The 17,308-nt window shown below is 42.0% G+C and carries 13 protein-coding genes; 10 read left to right on the top strand and 3 right to left on the bottom strand.

The window, feature by feature from the left end; all coding sequences use genetic code 11:
- Positions 1-40 precede the first annotated feature (40 nt).
- The 10 genes from AC3IRK_RS06740 to AC3IRK_RS06785 all read left to right on the top strand — a co-directional run bounded on the left by AC3IRK_RS06740 (position 41) and on the right by AC3IRK_RS06785 (position 11,724).
- On the top strand, positions 41-1,441 hold the full coding sequence (locus tag AC3IRK_RS06740; protein ID WP_489170563.1) for an arabinan endo-1,5-alpha-L-arabinosidase: 1,401 nt from the start codon (positions 41-43) through the stop codon (positions 1,439-1,441).
- A 496-nt stretch (positions 1,442-1,937) separates the two neighbouring features.
- Positions 1,938-3,629, top strand: coding sequence for a ribulokinase (araB, locus tag AC3IRK_RS06745; protein WP_131972968.1), 1,692 nt, complete (start codon positions 1,938-1,940; stop codon positions 3,627-3,629).
- Positions 3,623-4,321 carry an L-ribulose-5-phosphate 4-epimerase gene (gene araD / locus AC3IRK_RS06750; RefSeq protein ID WP_188004151.1) on the top strand — a complete coding sequence of 233 codons (699 nt, stop codon included), beginning with the start codon at positions 3,623-3,625 and terminating at the stop codon, positions 4,319-4,321. The genes araB and araD overlap by 7 nt, the downstream gene beginning before the upstream one ends.
- Positions 4,322-4,354: 33 nt before the next feature.
- A complete protein-coding gene (gene araA / locus AC3IRK_RS06755; protein WP_131972966.1) occupies positions 4,355-5,842 on the top strand; it encodes an L-arabinose isomerase in 1,488 nt (495 codons plus the stop codon).
- A gap of 43 nt (positions 5,843-5,885) precedes the next feature.
- Entirely contained in the window at positions 5,886-7,412 is a 1,527-nt protein-coding gene (locus AC3IRK_RS06760; protein WP_131972965.1) for an alpha-N-arabinofuranosidase, read from the top strand.
- 88 nt (positions 7,413-7,500) lie between these two features.
- The gene (locus tag AC3IRK_RS06765) at positions 7,501-7,653 is read left to right on the top strand and encodes a DUF6171 family protein (RefSeq protein ID WP_426355398.1); all 153 of its coding nucleotides are present in this window, start codon (positions 7,501-7,503) and stop codon (positions 7,651-7,653) included.
- Between the two features lie 15 nt (positions 7,654-7,668).
- Positions 7,669-8,670, top strand: coding sequence for an aldose epimerase family protein (locus tag AC3IRK_RS06770; protein ID WP_131972964.1), 1,002 nt, complete (start codon positions 7,669-7,671; stop codon positions 8,668-8,670).
- Positions 8,667-9,836 (top strand): sn-glycerol-1-phosphate dehydrogenase, encoded by a 1,170-nt coding sequence (locus AC3IRK_RS06775; RefSeq protein WP_489170564.1) that lies wholly within the window; start codon positions 8,667-8,669, stop codon positions 9,834-9,836. The genes AC3IRK_RS06770 and AC3IRK_RS06775 overlap by 4 nt, the downstream gene beginning before the upstream one ends.
- Positions 9,833-10,777 (top strand): glycoside hydrolase family 43 protein, encoded by a 945-nt coding sequence (locus AC3IRK_RS06780; protein ID WP_489170565.1) that lies wholly within the window; start codon positions 9,833-9,835, stop codon positions 10,775-10,777. The genes AC3IRK_RS06775 and AC3IRK_RS06780 overlap by 4 nt, the downstream gene beginning before the upstream one ends.
- Positions 10,774-11,724, top strand: a complete 951-nt coding sequence (locus AC3IRK_RS06785; RefSeq protein ID WP_489170566.1) for a glycoside hydrolase family 43 protein — start codon at positions 10,774-10,776, stop codon at positions 11,722-11,724. The genes AC3IRK_RS06780 and AC3IRK_RS06785 overlap by 4 nt, the downstream gene beginning before the upstream one ends.
- A 122-nt stretch (positions 11,725-11,846) precedes the next feature.
- Here the strand turns inward: AC3IRK_RS06785 and AC3IRK_RS06790 are convergent, their stop codons facing one another.
- From AC3IRK_RS06790 to AC3IRK_RS06800, 3 genes are all read right to left on the bottom strand, one after another.
- Positions 11,847-12,209 carry a hypothetical protein gene (locus tag AC3IRK_RS06790; protein ID WP_489170567.1) on the bottom strand — a complete coding sequence of 121 codons (363 nt, stop codon included), beginning with the start codon at positions 12,207-12,209 and terminating at the stop codon, positions 11,847-11,849.
- A gap of 209 nt (positions 12,210-12,418) precedes the next feature.
- Positions 12,419-14,305, bottom strand: coding sequence for a DUF4084 domain-containing protein (locus AC3IRK_RS06795; RefSeq protein ID WP_489170568.1), 1,887 nt, complete (start codon positions 14,303-14,305; stop codon positions 12,419-12,421).
- A 205-nt stretch (positions 14,306-14,510) separates the two neighbouring features.
- Positions 14,511-16,775 carry a putative bifunctional diguanylate cyclase/phosphodiesterase gene (locus AC3IRK_RS06800; protein ID WP_489170569.1) on the bottom strand — a complete coding sequence of 755 codons (2,265 nt, stop codon included), beginning with the start codon at positions 16,773-16,775 and terminating at the stop codon, positions 14,511-14,513.
- Positions 16,776-17,308: the final 533 nt, after the last annotated feature.

The following is a 17,308-nucleotide window of genomic DNA, read 5'->3' on the forward strand; positions in this document are numbered from 1 at the left end:
GATTAAAGGCGGGTGCTTTTGATTGAAGGAGGAAACATGTATGAGAAAAATCATGATAGGAATAACAATGTTAATCCTTGTGATTGGCAGTTTTTTGTTTTGGTGGTCTACGAGTGCATCTATCAAAGATTTGGCACTACCAAAAGCACCTTTTGAAAAACAGATTTCAGATGTACGACCTGAAATACTCCATCAAGAGAACAAATGGACGACCAACTTTACGCATGATGGTGCCATTCTAAAGGAAGCGGATACCTATTACGTCTTTTCAACAGATTATATGGTAGAAAGTCCACCAAAACCTGGGATTCAAATACGAAAATCAAAAGACCTTATTCATTGGCAATTCGCGGGTCGTGTATTTGATCAAGTAACAGAAGAAGCCTTTGATTGGACAGGTGGAAACACATTCTGGGCTCCAGCCATTACGAAAATAGCAGGGAAGTTTTACTTGTACTATTCTGTCTCCAAAGTCGGGAGTCGTACTTCTTATATTGGATTAGCGACCGCTGCGCACATTGATGGACCATGGGAAGATAAAGGAGTCGTCGTAGCATCGAAAGACGGAGATGGAAAGACGGTGAACGCCATTGATCCACACGTTCTTCAAGATGAGCACGGTAAGTGGTGGATGACGTACGGTTCGTACTTTGGTGGTATTTTCTTGACGGAGATTGATCCGAAGGACGGTAAGCTCATGAAGGAATCCTACGAAGGTATGTTGCTCGCCAAAAGAAAAGATATGACGATGGGAATCGAAGGGCCGGAAATTCTCTACAATGCTAAAACAGGTTATTACTATTTGATGGTTTCATATGGATGGTTAGAAGATACATATAACGTTCGAATCGGCCGTTCGAAATCGATAAAGGGTCCTTATGTGGACTCCCGTGGGCGTGATTTACGTGATACATCAGATGAATCGTTTGATACTGGCGTGAAGATTATAGGTGGTTATCAATTTAGAGGAGATGATGGATACGTCGGCACAGGCCACGCTGCATTCTTAAAGGATGGGAAAGATACGTTCATCATTCACCAAGCGCGGCCTAATGAAGATATTTACTGGTCCCAATTGCAAGTTCGAAAAGTGTACTGGACAAAAGACGGTTGGCCCGTCGTCTCACCTGAACGCTATGCGGGAGAATCTGAAATTAAAATTAAAGACGCGCATATGGTCGGTGAATGGGACATCCTTACATTTCCCCGCTTTGATGATGGACAACAGAAATCGGAAAAAGTGACGTTGAAAAAGAATGGAAAGTTACTAAATGAAAAGGGATCATGGCGTCTGAAAAACCATATGCTTACACTTCGTGTAGGGCAAGAAACGTATGATATGCAAATGGGTGCAGCATGGGATTGGGAGAACTGGAAGTCGACGATAATTATGACCGGTATGAGTAAGGATGGAACTACTATTTGGGCAAAACGCTTATGAAAAATAAGAATGCAATGCTGAATAAGAGAAGCATATATTGAAACGAATACCTGATGTAAGAAGGGTCAACTAATCAAATGCGGATTCAAAAGCAACCTATCTTACTGTGTGCTTTGGTTTGAATTCTAATCTAGTCTCTGAATAATTAGACAAACACAAATGGTGTTCATCATTAAATTAGTCATCTGAATGAACTAAAACTATTGAACGCAATTCAACATGTACGTACCAATGGTGATAAAATAGACATGAAAGAGTCTTGAAACAACCTTAAAAGTCTTTTTGAACAAAAAAATAGCCTTATTTACGAAAAAATAGTTGATTAATTGGAAATAATTGATACAATCATAGTGTAAGTTATACGTACAAATTTTTATTTTTATTTTATTTTTCTACACATTTCTATAAATTGTCCGGATGAAAAAAAGAGTGCCCACACACTTTATTTTTTTATTCCGAAATGTAAGCGTATTCTTTTTGGAAGTAGGGTGATGAAATGTCTAAGTATACAATTGGAATTGACTATGGGACACAATCAGGTAGAGCGGTCTTGATCGACGTAGAAACAGGTCGCGAAGTAGCGACTGCTGTCAAAACGTATACACATGGTGTCATGGATAAATTTTTACCAGATGGAAAAACGCGTTTGGAACATGATTGGGCACTCCAGCATCCGCGAGATTACCTTGAAGTGTTAGAAGTCACCATACCATCCGTTGTAAAAAAAGCAGGTGTCCTGGCAGATCAAGTGATTGGTCTTGGTATTGATTTTACGGCATGTACGATTTTACCGATTGATAAAGACTTGAATCCGTTATGTTTCCGTGATGAACATCAACAAAACCCACATAGCTATGTAAAGTTGTGGAAGCATCATGCAGCCCAAGATGAAGCAGATGCTTTGAACCGGATTGCTAGTGAACGTGGAGAAAGCTTCTTGCAACGTTACGGTGGGAAAATTTCATCAGAGTGGATGATACCGAAAGTCTGGCAAATCTTAAATGAGGCACCGACTATTTATGCGGAAGCACATGAAATTTTAGAAGCGACAGACTGGGTGGTCTCTCAGTTAACAGGAAAAGTTGTACGTAATAGTTGTACGGCTGGATATAAAGCAATGTGGCATAAACAAGAAGGCTATCCTTCAAAATCATTCTTTAAAGCGCTGGATCCCCGACTAGAGAACGTGGTGGAAGAGAAACTCTCCAACGACATCTCGCCTATCGGAGCAAAAGCAGGTGAACTAACGAAAGCTTTCGCCGCTCGGATTGGACTTCTTCCAGGAACAGCCGTTGCGGTAGGGAATGTAGATGCGCATGTAGCAGTACCAGCCGTTGGAATTACCGAACCGGGTAAATTATTGATGGTGATGGGCACATCCACCTGTCATATCTTGCTTGGAAAAGACGAACAAGTCGTACCGGGTATGTGTGGAATCGTAGAAGATGGCGTTCTACCCGGATTAATGGGCTATGAGGCGGGTCAGTCCTGTGTCGGAGATCATTTTGAATGGTTCACTGAAAATTGTGTGCCAAGCAACTATATAGAAGAAGCAGCTCTAAAAGGAATGAGTATCCATCAACTCCTGACAGACAAGGCGGCAGCACAGCGTGTCGGAGAGCATGGTCTGATCGCTCTAGATTGGTGGAATGGAAATCGCTCTACGCTTGTCGATACGAATCTGACAGGAATACTGCTTGGAGCCACCTTGCTCACAAAAACGGAGGATATGTATCGAGCGCTGATTGAAGCAACTGCCTATGGAACACGAACCATCGTCGAAGCGTTTCGGACAAGTGGCGTTCCGGTACACGAAGTCTATGCAGCAGGTGGAATCGCAGAGAAGAACACACTGATGATGCAAATTTACGCGGACGTATTGAATATGGAAATCAAAATTTCAGCCTCTTCTCAAACGCCAGCGTTAGGATCTGCAATGTTCGGTGCCGTCGCAGCAGGAGCAGAGCGAGGAGGATATGCCACGATCACAGAAGCAGCGACGAAAATGGGACGCGTGAAGGACAAGACCTATGTTCCGATTCCAGAAAATGTCGAGGTGTACGATGCCTTATTCGCTGAGTATACGAAACTGTATGATTATTTCGGTCGTGGAGAGAACGATGTGATGAAGCGTTTGAAAAAAATTAAAGCTGAAGCGTCACGTCAGAAGGGGGAACCCGTATGGTAAGTCGTCAATTGAAAGAAGAAGTACTAAAAGCCAATCTAGCTTTACCTCAACATGATTTGGTTACGTTCACGTGGGGCAACGTCAGTGGAATCGATCGCAATACAGGCTTGGTTGTCATCAAACCGAGCGGGGTGCCCTATGAGCAATTGACGATAGAAGATTTAGTCGTCGTTGATTTAGAAGGAAATATTGTAGAAGGTGAACTGCGTCCATCCTCAGATACACCGACTCATCTTGCATTGTATCGTGCTCTTCCAGAGATTGGGGGCATTGTTCACACGCACTCACCGTGGGCGACGAGCTGGGCCCAAGCAAAACGATCGATTCCTGCTTTTGGGACGACGCATGCTGATTACTTCTATGGAGAAATTCCTTGTACGCGGGAGCTATCAGATGAAGAAATCGAGGCAGCTTATGAGTTAGAGACGGGACATGTCATTATTGAAACATTGAGCGAACTCCACTTAGAAGCCGTTGCTGTACCTGGTGTGCTTGTCGCCAATCATGCTCCCTTCTGTTGGGGAAAGGATGCGGATGAAGCAGTGCATAATGCCGTCGTACTTGAAGAAGTAGCAAAGATGGGAATCCATGCCTTGAACTTGAATCCGAATTTGACACCAATCAAACAAAGCATATTAGACAAACACTATCTGCGGAAGCATGGAGCGAACGCATATTACGGTCAGAAATAATACCTGCTCATAGCTAGATTAGGGGGACTTTAGATGTTGACAGCAAATACGCATGAATTTTGGTTTATAACAGGAAGCCAGATGCTTTATGGAGAGGATGTTCTGCGCCAAGTCGAAACGCATTCAAAAGAAATGGTTTCAGGGTTAGACGGAGCCGACGTCTTTCGTGATCGGATTGTCTTTAAAGGAGTCGTCAAAAATGCCGAGGAAATTCGGCAGATGATGCTCCAAGCCAATGCAGATGATACGTGTGCTGGTGTCATTACATGGATGCATACCTTCTCTCCATCCAAAATGTGGATCAGTGGGATGCGCGTTCTACAAAAACCATTGCTTCATTTTGGTACACAATTCAACCGTGACATTCCATGGGATGCCATCGATATGGATTTCATGAACCTCAATCAGTCGGCACACGGGGATCGAGAACATGGCTTCATCACAAGCCGGATGAATGTGAAACGCAAAGTGCTAGTCGGGCATTGGGAAGATACAGGTACTCGCCAAAAGATGGCGTCTTGGATGAGTGTCGCCCATGCTTTAGCGGAAAGTAAAGTCTTGAAGGTAGCGCGTTTTGGTGACAACATGCGTAATGTTGCCGTGACGGAAGGCGATAAAGTTGAGGCACAGATTCGGCTTGGCTGGACGGTTGACGGTTATGGCGTTGGGGATCTCGTCACATACATGGATGCAGTGACGGAGACAGCGTTGGATGAGCTGATGGAAGAATATCAAACACGATATGAATTGACGAATAAAGGAATGAAAGAAGAAGCATTCCTCGCCTCAGTTCGCTACCAAGGACGCATCGAACTCGGGATGAAAGCTTTCTTGGAAGCGGGAGAATACACAGCTTTCACTACAACTTTCGAAGATTTACATGGAATCAAGCAATTACCCGGTCTAGCTGTTCAACGTTTAATGGAACAAGGCTACGGATTTGCGGGAGAAGGGGACTGGAAGACAGCGGCTTTAGTGCGTCTTATGAAGATCATGGCCAGCAACGAGCGCACCTCCTTCATGGAAGATTATACGTACCACTTTGAGCCTGGAAACGAGATGGTCCTCGGTGCACATATGCTCGAGATCTGTCCGACGATTGCTGTAGACAAGCCACGAATCGAGGTACATCCGCTCGGCATCGGAGATCGGGAGGCACCGGCGCGAATGGTATTCGAAGGACAGAACGGTAAGGCACTTAATGCCAGTCTGATTGATCTAGGACATCGCTTCCGCCTTCTAGTCAACACGGTGGAAGGAATCCAACCTGATGAAGAAATGTCGAACTTACCAGTTGCACGTGTTCTTTGGAAAACACAACCGTCGATGGCTCAGGCCGTTGAAAACTGGATTCAAGCTGGAGGCGCTCATCATACTTGTTACTCTTATGAAGTCACAACAGACCAACTGCGCGACTTTGCGGAACTTCTCAATGTCGAAATTGCTGTCATCGACGAACAAACGGAGACAGTCAGGTTCAATAATGAATTACGCTGGAACGAGCTGTATTATCGACCATAATCTATCGGGACCTGATCAGGTCCCTTTTCATGGAGGAGATATTATGAATAACCAACTCATTAAATCAACACTGAAGACAAAAGAAGCGACAACACAACTGATCGTCAATGCGGATCTACCGAGAGGCAAAATCAGCAAGCATATCTATGGGCACTTCGCGGAACACCTCGGACGTTGCATCTATGAAGGTCTCTGGGTCGGTCCGGAATCGCACATCCCAAACACGGATGGCATTCGGAATGACGTGTTAGCGGCGCTGAAGAAATTGAGTATTCCTGTCTTGCGTTGGCCTGGCGGTTGCTTTGCTGATGAATACCATTGGAAAGATGGAATCGGACCGAACGAGAACCGAAAACGGATGGTCAACACGCATTGGGGTGGCGTTGTCGAAAACAATCATTTTGGGACACATGAATTCATGCGTCTCTGTGAACTACTCGAATGCGAGCCATATATCTGTGGGAACGTCGGAAGTGGAACGGTTCAAGAAATGTCTGAGTGGGTCGAATACATGACATTCAACGGAGAGTCACCGATGGCGAACTGGCGTCAGGAGAATGGTCGCACGGAACCGTGGTCGCTTACATACTTCGGCGTCGGCAACGAGAACTGGGGTTGTGGTGGAAACATGCGTCCTGAGTATTACGCAGACCTGTATCGCCGCTATCAGACTTATGTACGAAACTATGATGGCAATCAGCTCTACAAGATTGCTGGTGGCGCCAATATTGATGACTACAAATGGACAGAGGTTCTCATGCGTGAAGCAGGTACGATGATGGACGGACTCAGCCTTCACTATTACACAATCCCGGGTGATTTCTGGTTAGGTAAAGGATCGGCGTTAGATTTCACAGAAGACGAGTGGTTCATCACATTAAAACGTGCTTATTACATGGATGAATTGATCACGAAGCACGGTCAAATTATGGACCAATATGATCCGGAGAAGCGAGTCGGCCTGATCGTCGATGAGTGGGGAACATGGTTCGATGTAGAACCAGGAACGAACCCAGGCTTCTTGTATCAACAAAATTCAATCCGTGATGCACTCGTAGCAGCGATTCACTTCAATATCTTCCATAAGCACAATGATCGTGTTCACATGGCGAACATTGCACAAATGGTCAACGTGCTTCAGGCGATGATATTGACGGAAGGTGATCAGTTCATTCTTACTCCGACGTATCACGTGTTTGAAATGTATCGTGTCCATCAAGATGCTGAACGTGTCGAACTAGCAGCCATTACACGTGACTATGTCACTAAACAGGAAGCCATTCCCGCGATAAATGCAACAGCTTCTCGTGACGCAGAAGGTGTGTTGCATATCAGTCTTTGTCAGCTCGATCACGAGAACGGCGATAAGGTAGAAATTGATTTGCGTGGTATCGGGACAATTTCTGAAGTATCGGCACGTATTTTAACAGCAGATCATCTCAATGCCCATAATACGTTCGAACAACCTGATCTGGTTTCTCCACGCGATCATGAAGTGCAGCTGACGGAAGAAGGAAAACTTATTTTTGATGTACCCGCAATGAGCGTCATTACGCTTACGGTTCGCTGAGATGAAGGTCGCAGAGACACGACGTTGTCGGACTTGTTCTCCCACAGCGCTAGAGACAGATTGGTTGTTGACCATCGATGCAGAAGTGATGCAACAAGTTACGGATGCCGAGTATCAAGAACGACTTCGTCAGTGTTCGACCTGTCCGTTTCATCAGGACGATACCTGTTTAAAGTGTGGATGTTATATCTCTTACCGAGCACGTCTTGCAACGAAGCATTGTCCTATGAAGGTTTGGTGAGAAAGGAGCAACAATATGGAACGACAGACAGAAGTAGTGGATCAGACGGCAATCATGCTTGAGAATGAGACGTGTCGTTTGCGTATCTTGACATATGGAGCTACGCTTCAAGAATTTTCGATACAAGATGAAGGATGGAAAAATCTTATCCTGTCTTACGATACGTTGGAAGAGTATATGGCAGATACCTATTACTTAGGAGCTACCATCGGGCGCGTCGCAGGTCGAATCGAAAACGGCGCATTTGATCTAGAGAAAATGACGTATCAGTTACCGCAAAACGAAGGGAATCATCATTTACATGGTGGAGACGGTCTGCACTGTCAGTTTTGGAAAGTAGAAGACGTGTCAGCAGATTTCCTAACCCTTCGTTACGTAAGTCCTGATGGTGAGAATGGCTATAAAGGAATGCTTGATATTCGGGCTTCTTTTGAGTTACTTTCTGATGGTGTGAGGATTAGCTATGAGGCAACCAGTGATACTGATACGGTGTGTGATCTGACGAACCATACGTACTTTAATCTGAGTGCAGGTAAACGTGATATTTTACAACATGAATTGACATTATCTGCTGATCGCTTTGCTGAGCTACGTGAGGATTTGATACCTACAGGAAAATTACTAGAGGTAGACCAAACACCATTCGACTTCCGATTAGGCCGAACCTTATCGGAAGGTTCTGCTTCGCATCATCCTCAAAACCAATTGGTCGGTGGTTATGATCATCCGTTTGTGTTCGCCGATCAACGAAAAGCGAAGCTCTATGATCCTGAAAGCCAACGCACATTGACATTGTTTACATCTACTCCCGCACTCGTTTTGTACTCAGGAAATCAGATGAATGAGGAGACGATGTTACGTGAAGGACAATCAAGAAAACATTACGGTGTATGTTTAGAGCCGCAGCATCTTCCTGACGCGGTCCATCATGAAGAGTTCCCTTCTATCCTATTAGCAGCAGGACAGACATATCGATGGGAAACGGTGTATCGAGTCGAGAAAGGAGTCAGTCGATGAACCTCGAACAGATTCAGGAACAGGTAGCCGCTTGCACATGTGGAAATCCGCATCACACCATTACAATAGAACAGATTAGTGCTTCAGAAAATGTTTGGCAATCGTTAGCCGAGTTTGTACAGAAAAAAGAATGGCGTCACCTTCTCGTCATCGCAGATGCAAATACGCAGGCTGTCGGTTATTCTCCATTGAAAAAAGTATTAGAAGAAGTGGGCATCGACGTATCATTCGTCTCACTTTCCTCGAACGAACAAGGGGATGTCTTAGCTGGTGAATTATCAGTTGTTCAAGTGTTGTTAGAGCAAGATGCGAGTGTAGATGCATTGATTGCACTAGGAACAGGTACGATTCATGATGTGACACGATTCTGTGCTGCAAAAACAAAAGTGCCATTTCTCTCGGTGCCAACTGCTCCTTCAGTGGATGGTTTTACATCGAAAGGGGCACCATTGATTGTAAGAGGTAAAAAGATCACCTATCAACTTGTTTCGCCGATTGCTGTATTTGTACCGAATGATATTATTCGCAACGCACCACAAGCTTTAGTGGCAGCAGGTGTAGGTGATATGCTCGGAAAATATACATCCTTATTGGATTGGCACTTTGGCGCTTTTGATGGAAATGAACCGTTTTGTCCTATTGTCGCTCGATTAACAGAACGAGCATTGTTTGCCTGTATGGAGGTTCTACCAGAGATCTACGAAGGAAAAGCGAAAGGTTTGGATCAACTCATGGACTCGCTACTCCTATCTGGAATTGCCATGTTGATCTTTGGTCATTCGCATCCCGCTTCTGGTGGGGAACATCACCTGTCTCATTACTGGGAGATGGATTTCATTACGCACCATCGCCCGGCAGTCTTACATGGTACAAAGGTGGCTGTCGCCACAATGGAACTCATTGATCTCTACAGAACAATGATCCAGGAACGTTCTGATACGCCAGTGAAGCTGAACGATTGGGCACAACATATGCCGACTCGACAGGAGATGGAGTATATCTTTGGTGCTTTAAAAGCACCTCTTCGACCGGAAGAAATTAGTGTGTCACCCCTTCTGCTAGCAAGTAGTAAACAAGAAGCTTACCGATTGCGAGAACGGCATACACTTTTAAAACAGATGAGCCTACAGTCTACTCATTCTGAGGCAGAGGAGAATTCTTTATGAGAGAAGCAATTATAAACCCTATCGTTGAACAACGCGCAGATCCATGGATAATGCGTCATACAGACGGCTATTATTATTTCACAGCTTCCTTACCTGATTTTAGTGGGATTCCCCTCCGTCGAGCTCAGACTATTAAAGAGTTAACAGAAGCAGAGGAACAAATCATATGGACGAAACGTCCGACAGGTATCATGAGTGCTAACATTTGGGCGCCTGAACTGCATCATATTCAAGGGAAATGGTATCTCTATTTCGCAGCAGCACGTGAGGATGCTATTTTTGATCATCGTATGTATGTTCTTGAAAATAGCGCAGCTAATCCTTTGGAAGGTGACTGGATAGAAAAAGGGCAGATCAAAACATGGCGAGAATCGTTTGCACTCGATGCGACAACGTTCGAACATGAAGGACATCTGTATTACATCTGGGCACAGAAAGATCCTGAAATTGAAGGGAACTCTAATCTGTACATTTCAGAAATGAAAAATCCTTGGACTTTAATCGGACCACAAACGATGATTGCTAGTCCGGAGCATCCATGGGAAAAGATTGGTTTTCTTGTAAACGAGGGTCCGGCTGTTTTGAAGCGACACGGGCGTATATACGTAACGTTTTCAGCAAGTGCGACCGATCATAATTACTGTATGGGTCTTCTTAGTATTGATGAGACGGAGAATGTGCTGGACGTAACCCGTTGGAAGAAGCATCCGAAGCCTGTTCTTACAACAAATGAAGCGATCAGCGAATACGGACCGGGTCACAATAGTTTTACGACGCTTACAGATGGGACGGATATTTTGGTTTATCATGCCCGTAGCTATAAAGAAATCGATGGCGATCCACTATGGGATCCAAATCGTCATACGTATATACGACCGTTTACTTGGCAGGGAGAACTACCTGTATTCGAGAAGAGTTTAGCAAACGAGGAGGTAATATGATGAATCAGACAGAGGATCAGCATCTTATAGTAGAGCAACGAGCAGATCCGTGGGTGTATTTACATTCTGATAACTACTATTATTTCACGGCGTCCGTTCCTGAATATGACCGAATTGAATTACGTCGTGCCACATCGCTTCAAGAATTAAGTGATGCAACACCTGTAACAGCCTGGGTCAAACACGAAACAGGTCCGATGAGTGATTTGATTTGGGCTCCAGAGTTACATTATATTGATGGGAAATGGTATATCTATTTCGCAGCTGCAAAATCACGTGAGATTGTGAATGGACTCTTTGATCATCGGATGTTCGTACTGGAAAGTAGTTCTACGAATCCTCTTGAAGGCGAGTGGGTAGAAAAAGGACAAATCGAAACGGAATGGGATTCATTTGCGCTTGATGCGACTGTATTTGAGCATCGAGAAGTTCATTATTTAGTCTGGGCACAAAAAGATCCAGCTATTGAAGGGAATTCTAATCTCTATATTGCAGAGTTAGAAAGTCCGTGGACCATCAAATTACCACAAATTATGCTTACAAAACCCGAGTTAGAATGGGAAACAAAAGGGTTTCTCGTCAATGAAGGTGCGGCAGTATTAAAACGCGATGGTCAGATTTTTATAACGTACTCTGCTAGTGCAACAGATGAAAACTATTGCATAGGTATGTTAAGTGCTTCTGAAGAAGGAGATATACTCAATCCTTCCATATGGAAAAAAGTACTTAAGCCAGTATTTAAAACAAATATAGAGGCCGGCCAATATGGTCCTGGGCACAATAGTTTTACTGTGAACGAATATGGTGAAGATGTCATTGTCTATCATGCCCGCACTTATACGAACATTGAGGGCGATCCATTGTATGATCCTAATAGGCATACACGCGCACAAGTGTTTACATGGGATAGAGATATGCGACCCATCTTTGGTAAACCTTCTGAATAAGTAATAGAAATCATAAAAGGTATACATTTCGACGTCGAAATGTATACCTTTTATGATTTCTTGATTGTATAAGAAAGCGTAACACTGTTTTATACTTAATTCCTCATACTAGTTTTTAATCTTTAAGAAAGAAAATGATCTTTAAGAATGTATTGAAAACATCTAAATATAGCGCTTACTGCTAACGGTACTACAATAAGAATTATGCCCACTAGTACCAAAACTGGAGCATCGTCCATTTGCCCAATATAAAAAAATATCGGTAAAATACAAAGAGCTAAAAAGGCAATAAATAAAAACGACTTTCTCATCATTTGAGCCGATAAAAAAATCAAATCGATTGATTTAGAGCTTTTTGATATGAATTGTAATATACGAAGGCCATGAAAAATAGAGAATATTAAAGGTATTAAAGCCATATAAGCAACTAGCAATACTATATATCCGGGTTTTTCAAATATTAAAGAACTTGTTATTCCTTTCATCAGTGCAGAAACTCCATATCCTGCTAATCCAATTAAAAGAAGTAATAGTATGATAAGACATGTTTTTTTATTGCTCTATAAAACATGGAGCGCTTTAGAAATTTAAAAAAATTGATTTGAAATAGTTCAATAACCGTATTTTGTACAGTCTATTCGAGATATTCGATACGTCCATGGAAACGAAAAAGTTTCAGTAGAATGGGGTGCGCTTATAGTGGCATATGTTGAAGTTCACTGTAAAAAACATAGCTTCCTGTTTTGGTTTGTTTCGCATGATACATCGCGAGATCCGCGTGCTTCATCATTTCTAGCATAGTCAAAGCATCATTCGGGTGACAAGAAATTCCGATACTTGGGGGACAAGTGATGACATGATGATCGATTTGATAGGGTTCCTGTAATGCCGTCAACAATCGGTCTGCTAAATGAAGCAACTGTTCATACGTGGCAACATCTCTCAACAAAAGTGTGAACTCGTCGCCTCCCTGTCGCGCCATCATGTCGAAAAGATCTTCGAATGTTTTTAATCGTGTAGCAACGGCTTTGAGTAATTGATCTCCGACATCGTGTCCGAGTGTATCGTTGACATGTTTAAACTGATTTAAATCCATAAAAAACAAAGAAACGTTTGAGTCATTTTTCGAGGGGCGGTGTTTAATAAGTCCAGACAGACGCTCCTCGAAAGCAGGACGATTGAAAAGTCCCGTAAGTGCATCGTGGTAAGCGAGGTAATGAATCTCTTGTTCAATTCGTCTCGCTTCGGTTACATCCTTACCGATGCCAAAAATTCCGACCAATTCGTTTCGGACGATGATCGGGACGTTCGTGATGTTCACATGTAGTGCGGAGCCAGCCACGTTTTGGACGACCGTCTCATAACTACGGGGCATGCCATTAAAGACTTCTTTTAATTCTTGCGATACACGCTTTCGGTGAGAGTCCTTGACGTACCGCAAACTGTTTTGGCCGATCAAATCAACCTTGGATATGCCGAGTAGATGAGTACACGCTGTATTGGCACTATCAAATTTCCCGCTGAGATCCGTTGAATAGACAGGGTCCGGATGGTATTCGAATAACGATTTATAGCGCTCCTCACTCATTTCGAGAATCTGAGCTTGATGATAATAACGCCGGACTAATTTGTGATTTTCGAAAATGATTAAAATTTGCCGGATGATGACCAATAAAATCGAAAGACCAGAACCCATCGTCACGATATCAAAGTTTGTAGAGTGAAATCCCATGAAGACGAACAGGATCAACACGCCGCCATAAGGCGTCAGCATTTGAAACACGTTTAGTCTTTCGATTTCTTCAGGAGAATCTATATTTTTTTGGTCTAAGTTACTTTGAAGACCAGCGAAGCTTAAGAGAATCATTCCAACAATGAACAAAGGATCAATCCAACTACCTGTAATATAAGTGTCTTGCGCGATTAAGTACAGATAGACGGAGTCGGCAATGGCTTGCAATGCCACCGCTACGATAATGAGATACATTGAATGATTTTTGTCTTTAGTCGATAAATTGAAAAATAGAAAAGAAACAGCGACCAGCATGCCTAGGTCTCCAATCGGATAGATCAAAGAAACGACTAAAGCCTCCATAGAAGCAACACTTGTAGTCAGGATAGGTGCAATCAAAAAGTGCCATGAGAACGTACTGGCCACGACTAGAATAATCATGACATCAAACAAAAAAGAAATCCGTTGTTGGATAGCTGCTTCCTTTAAAATTTTATGGATCAAAGCATAGAGGAGGCAAAGAGCCTGTAAAATGTAAAAAATATCTGGTGATCCTGGAAATGACACGTCTTCGTTTAAGACACTCTCTGAAAAAAACCAAATCAATTCAGCGATTAAATAAAAAAAGGTTCCGAGTCCGATGAAGGACCAAAACTTACGGTCTTTGGAATTCGCTTGACTGACGGCTAATTTTAGATAGAAGAGCGCAATCAAGAGTCCGACGATCGAAAAGAGACTTCCTCCTACTATTTGTAGAGAGGCTGAATCAGGGAAGGTGAATATCCAGCCGTAATATCCTAAAACATATAGGAGAATGATCAGGATAAAAATCTTAGGTCGTTTAGACATGCTATTCATATACTCCTTTTAATCATATTTTCTAAGTATACAATGAGTTCTTCTTTCATAAAATATGGTTTATAAAACAGGTCTATGATTTTATAAAGTGAACTCTAGGTATTCCTGTCATATAACTGAATTCATCATACGATTAACAAATCATGAAATGCATGATAGAGACAGTCAAGCATCGTCTCCATCATGCACTTCAATTTCAATAGGACATTTCTTTAGGAATAGGATGATTTTGTAGTAGATGAATGAACGAGTCAAAATCGATGGGCCGAGAAAATAGATAGCCTTGGCCAATCATACATCCATAGGATTCCAGCTGCGATTTTTGCTCAATCGTTTCGATTCCTTCCGCTACGACGGTTAAATTGAGATTTAATCCAAGATCGATAATCGTTTTCACCATGGGGGAAGACGTATTTTGAGTCAAGCGGTCGATGAATGACTTATCAATTTTCAACGTATCAATGGGTAATTGTTCTAATACATTCAAAGAGGAATATCCCGTCCCAAAATCATCGATGGATGTCTTGATGTTTAAAGACCTCAGTTGTTGCAAGATGGAGACACTTTCCTGAATGTTTTGAACGATACTCTCTGTAATCTCCAGTTCAAGCCATTGAGGATCTAACTGTGTTTCTTGAATGATCTGATGGATCATTTTGCAGAAGTACGGATTTTGGAATTGAAGTGCCGATACGTTCACAGACAGGAGTAACGGATCAAATCCAATCAGTTGGAGTTGCTTACTTTGATAGGCCGCAGTTCGAATCACCCATTCACCGATTTCGTTAATCAAACCAGATTCTTCAGCGATTGGAATAAATTCTATAGGCGATATCCATCCATGTTTTGGATGATACCAACGGAGTAGAGCTTCCATTCCGACAATCCGTCCCGACTTCAAATCAATTTTAGATTGATAGTAGACAGTCAATTGATTTTGGCTGATGGCATGACGTAAATGAGATTCCATTTCGAGTTTACGCACCACGTTTGATTTTAGTTCGGAATCATAAAATACGAAAGAATGATTTCCATGTTGTTTCGCTTGAGATAGAGCTTCCGCTGTTTGTAACTGCACTTCCTCAATGGTTTGACTTTGATCAGGGAATGTCGTGATGCCACCGTGCGCGATGATATTTAATTCAAAGTCCTTTAATTTAAATGAATCTTCTAAAGACATCAGGATATGTTCCTTTACTTTTCCAATAGCTGATTTCGAACTATTCTTGAGAACAAGTAAAAACTCATCTTCACTGAAACGATAGATCGTAACCTTCATCGTATCTAACTCTTTCAGTCGTGAAGAAACTTCCTGAATGAGTTGTTCGCCGACCTGATGACCAAAGGCGTCGTTGAATATCTTTATCCGGTCAATTTGTAACAATATGAAAGAAAGAGATCGTTCTTTATTGTTGAACAAGGATGCTGTTTCTTGTTTAAACGCAGAACGATTACCTAGTCCTGTCAATACATCTATATAAGCAGTCTTTTTTAATTCAAGTAACAACGTATTATTTTTAAGGACAGTAAAAGCTTGTCTGACTATGACGAGAAGAAAAATGATGATCCAACCGGCACTCAATGCATTTAAATTCCATTCGTAACTCTGCATCATCAAGATAGAGAGAATAAGGATGCTCGTGTAAGGAAAGATAAATTCTTTTTTTAAGTAAGGTCCTGTCGCAGGAGGAACATCTCTCTCATTCTGTTCATCTTTGTAAAAAAGAGCAGTGAATCCAATGAAGAGCAATGCGATTGTCCAAATGAAATCCACAATCCCGCCGGTTTTATAACCGCTCTCCATATTCATCTGTGCAAAAAGAACATCGCCTAGAACTTGAAGGGATAATCCAGTAACAAGAAAGAGGAGTGAATGGTTTTTTTTATTGAATTGAATCAGATAAAAAAGTGTGATGACAAAAAATAAAATGCCTAAATCGGCAAGTTGAAAAAGAAATGTGAAGGCTATATTCCATATCGAATGTTGCTCGATCCGATAAAGCGGATAAAGTAGATAGTAATAACTGATTGAGCTGGCTGTAATCATATAGATCATGGTATTAAAAAGGTAGGTGGCGTTCGATACTCCAAGCGAGCTTTTTTTTAGTCTGTTTAAAAGTGCTGCAAAATAAAAGAGATAGGACCCTGTCCATGCAAGATAGGATGTAGTAGGGAAACTCATCGTCTGTTCGAAATAAAGTAAAATGATCCATATGAAGGTACCTGTAGCGGACATGCTAGTTGCTAGGCTCAAAAAAAGCCAAAATTGCTTGAGTGATGGATGAGAGCGATAGTAAGCTCTTGCAATCCAAAAAGTGCTTAATAGACCAACTAGAAACTGAATAATATTTAGTAAAATCAATGCATTCCATTGAGATGCTTCAAAAAAGTTGTTACCATACCAAAATAACAAACCAATTCCAGTGGTTAAAAGAAAAGGATAACTTTTATTTTTGGGCAAAATAGTTCCTCTCCTTTTAAAAATAAGTAAAGTATGTCTTAAAGTAATATCGGATATTTTAGATTGATTTTTAATATAAAAATGATTTTTATAAAATATTGTTGATAATCTAAATTTCTATGTAGATAAAGGTGAACAAGATAGACGAACTGTTCTAGGGTAGATTTGAAAGAAAAAAAGTCCACATCTGAGGAATGATGTGGACTTCTTTCTATAGTAACTATGCTGTTTGCTAGGTTAATTATTTAATTATTCTTCACAACAATCATTTATAAACATCACGACGATGCCCGATATCGAGAATCAAGATGACGAATTTTGTAAGCGATCAGACGATAGTCCGATGCGATACCGCCATTCACCCGAACGATTCGAAACAAGTCCCTTTCCATGACAACGCGAATCATCCGTCCTGACCATATTCTTCTTGATCCAGGACATGATGATCCGCGGATCTATCTTGTTAAGAGACTTTTGAGCTCCGCGCTCAAACTATACCGTACATCTCCTTTGCAATACATTGTAATACGTAT

This window comes from Exiguobacterium sp. GL_137 (assembly GCF_057834585.1).

Bases quoted from the DNA above. Each gene is read 5' to 3' on its own strand.
- AC3IRK_RS06770 (WP_131972964.1), top strand. From the start codon at position 7,669: ATGGAACGACAGACAGAAGTAGTGGATCAGACGGCAATCATGCTTGAG.
- AC3IRK_RS06790 (WP_489170567.1), bottom strand. From the start codon at position 12,209: ATGAAAGGAATAACAAGTTCTTTAATATTTGAAAAACCCGGATATATA.
- araA (WP_131972966.1), top strand. From the start codon at position 4,355: ATGTTGACAGCAAATACGCATGAATTTTGGTTTATAACAGGAAGCCAG.
- araB (WP_131972968.1), top strand. From the start codon at position 1,938: ATGTCTAAGTATACAATTGGAATTGACTATGGGACACAATCAGGTAGA.
- AC3IRK_RS06780 (WP_489170565.1), top strand. From the start codon at position 9,833: ATGAGAGAAGCAATTATAAACCCTATCGTTGAACAACGCGCAGATCCA.
- araD (WP_188004151.1), top strand. From the start codon at position 3,623: ATGGTAAGTCGTCAATTGAAAGAAGAAGTACTAAAAGCCAATCTAGCT.
- AC3IRK_RS06795 (WP_489170568.1), bottom strand. From the start codon at position 14,305: ATGTCTAAACGACCTAAGATTTTTATCCTGATCATTCTCCTATATGTT.
- AC3IRK_RS06740 (WP_489170563.1), top strand. From the start codon at position 41: ATGAGAAAAATCATGATAGGAATAACAATGTTAATCCTTGTGATTGGC.
- AC3IRK_RS06765 (WP_426355398.1), top strand. From the start codon at position 7,501: ATGCAACAAGTTACGGATGCCGAGTATCAAGAACGACTTCGTCAGTGT.
- AC3IRK_RS06775 (WP_489170564.1), top strand. From the start codon at position 8,667: ATGAACCTCGAACAGATTCAGGAACAGGTAGCCGCTTGCACATGTGGA.
- AC3IRK_RS06760 (WP_131972965.1), top strand. From the start codon at position 5,886: ATGAATAACCAACTCATTAAATCAACACTGAAGACAAAAGAAGCGACA.
- AC3IRK_RS06785 (WP_489170566.1), top strand. From the start codon at position 10,774: ATGATGAATCAGACAGAGGATCAGCATCTTATAGTAGAGCAACGAGCA.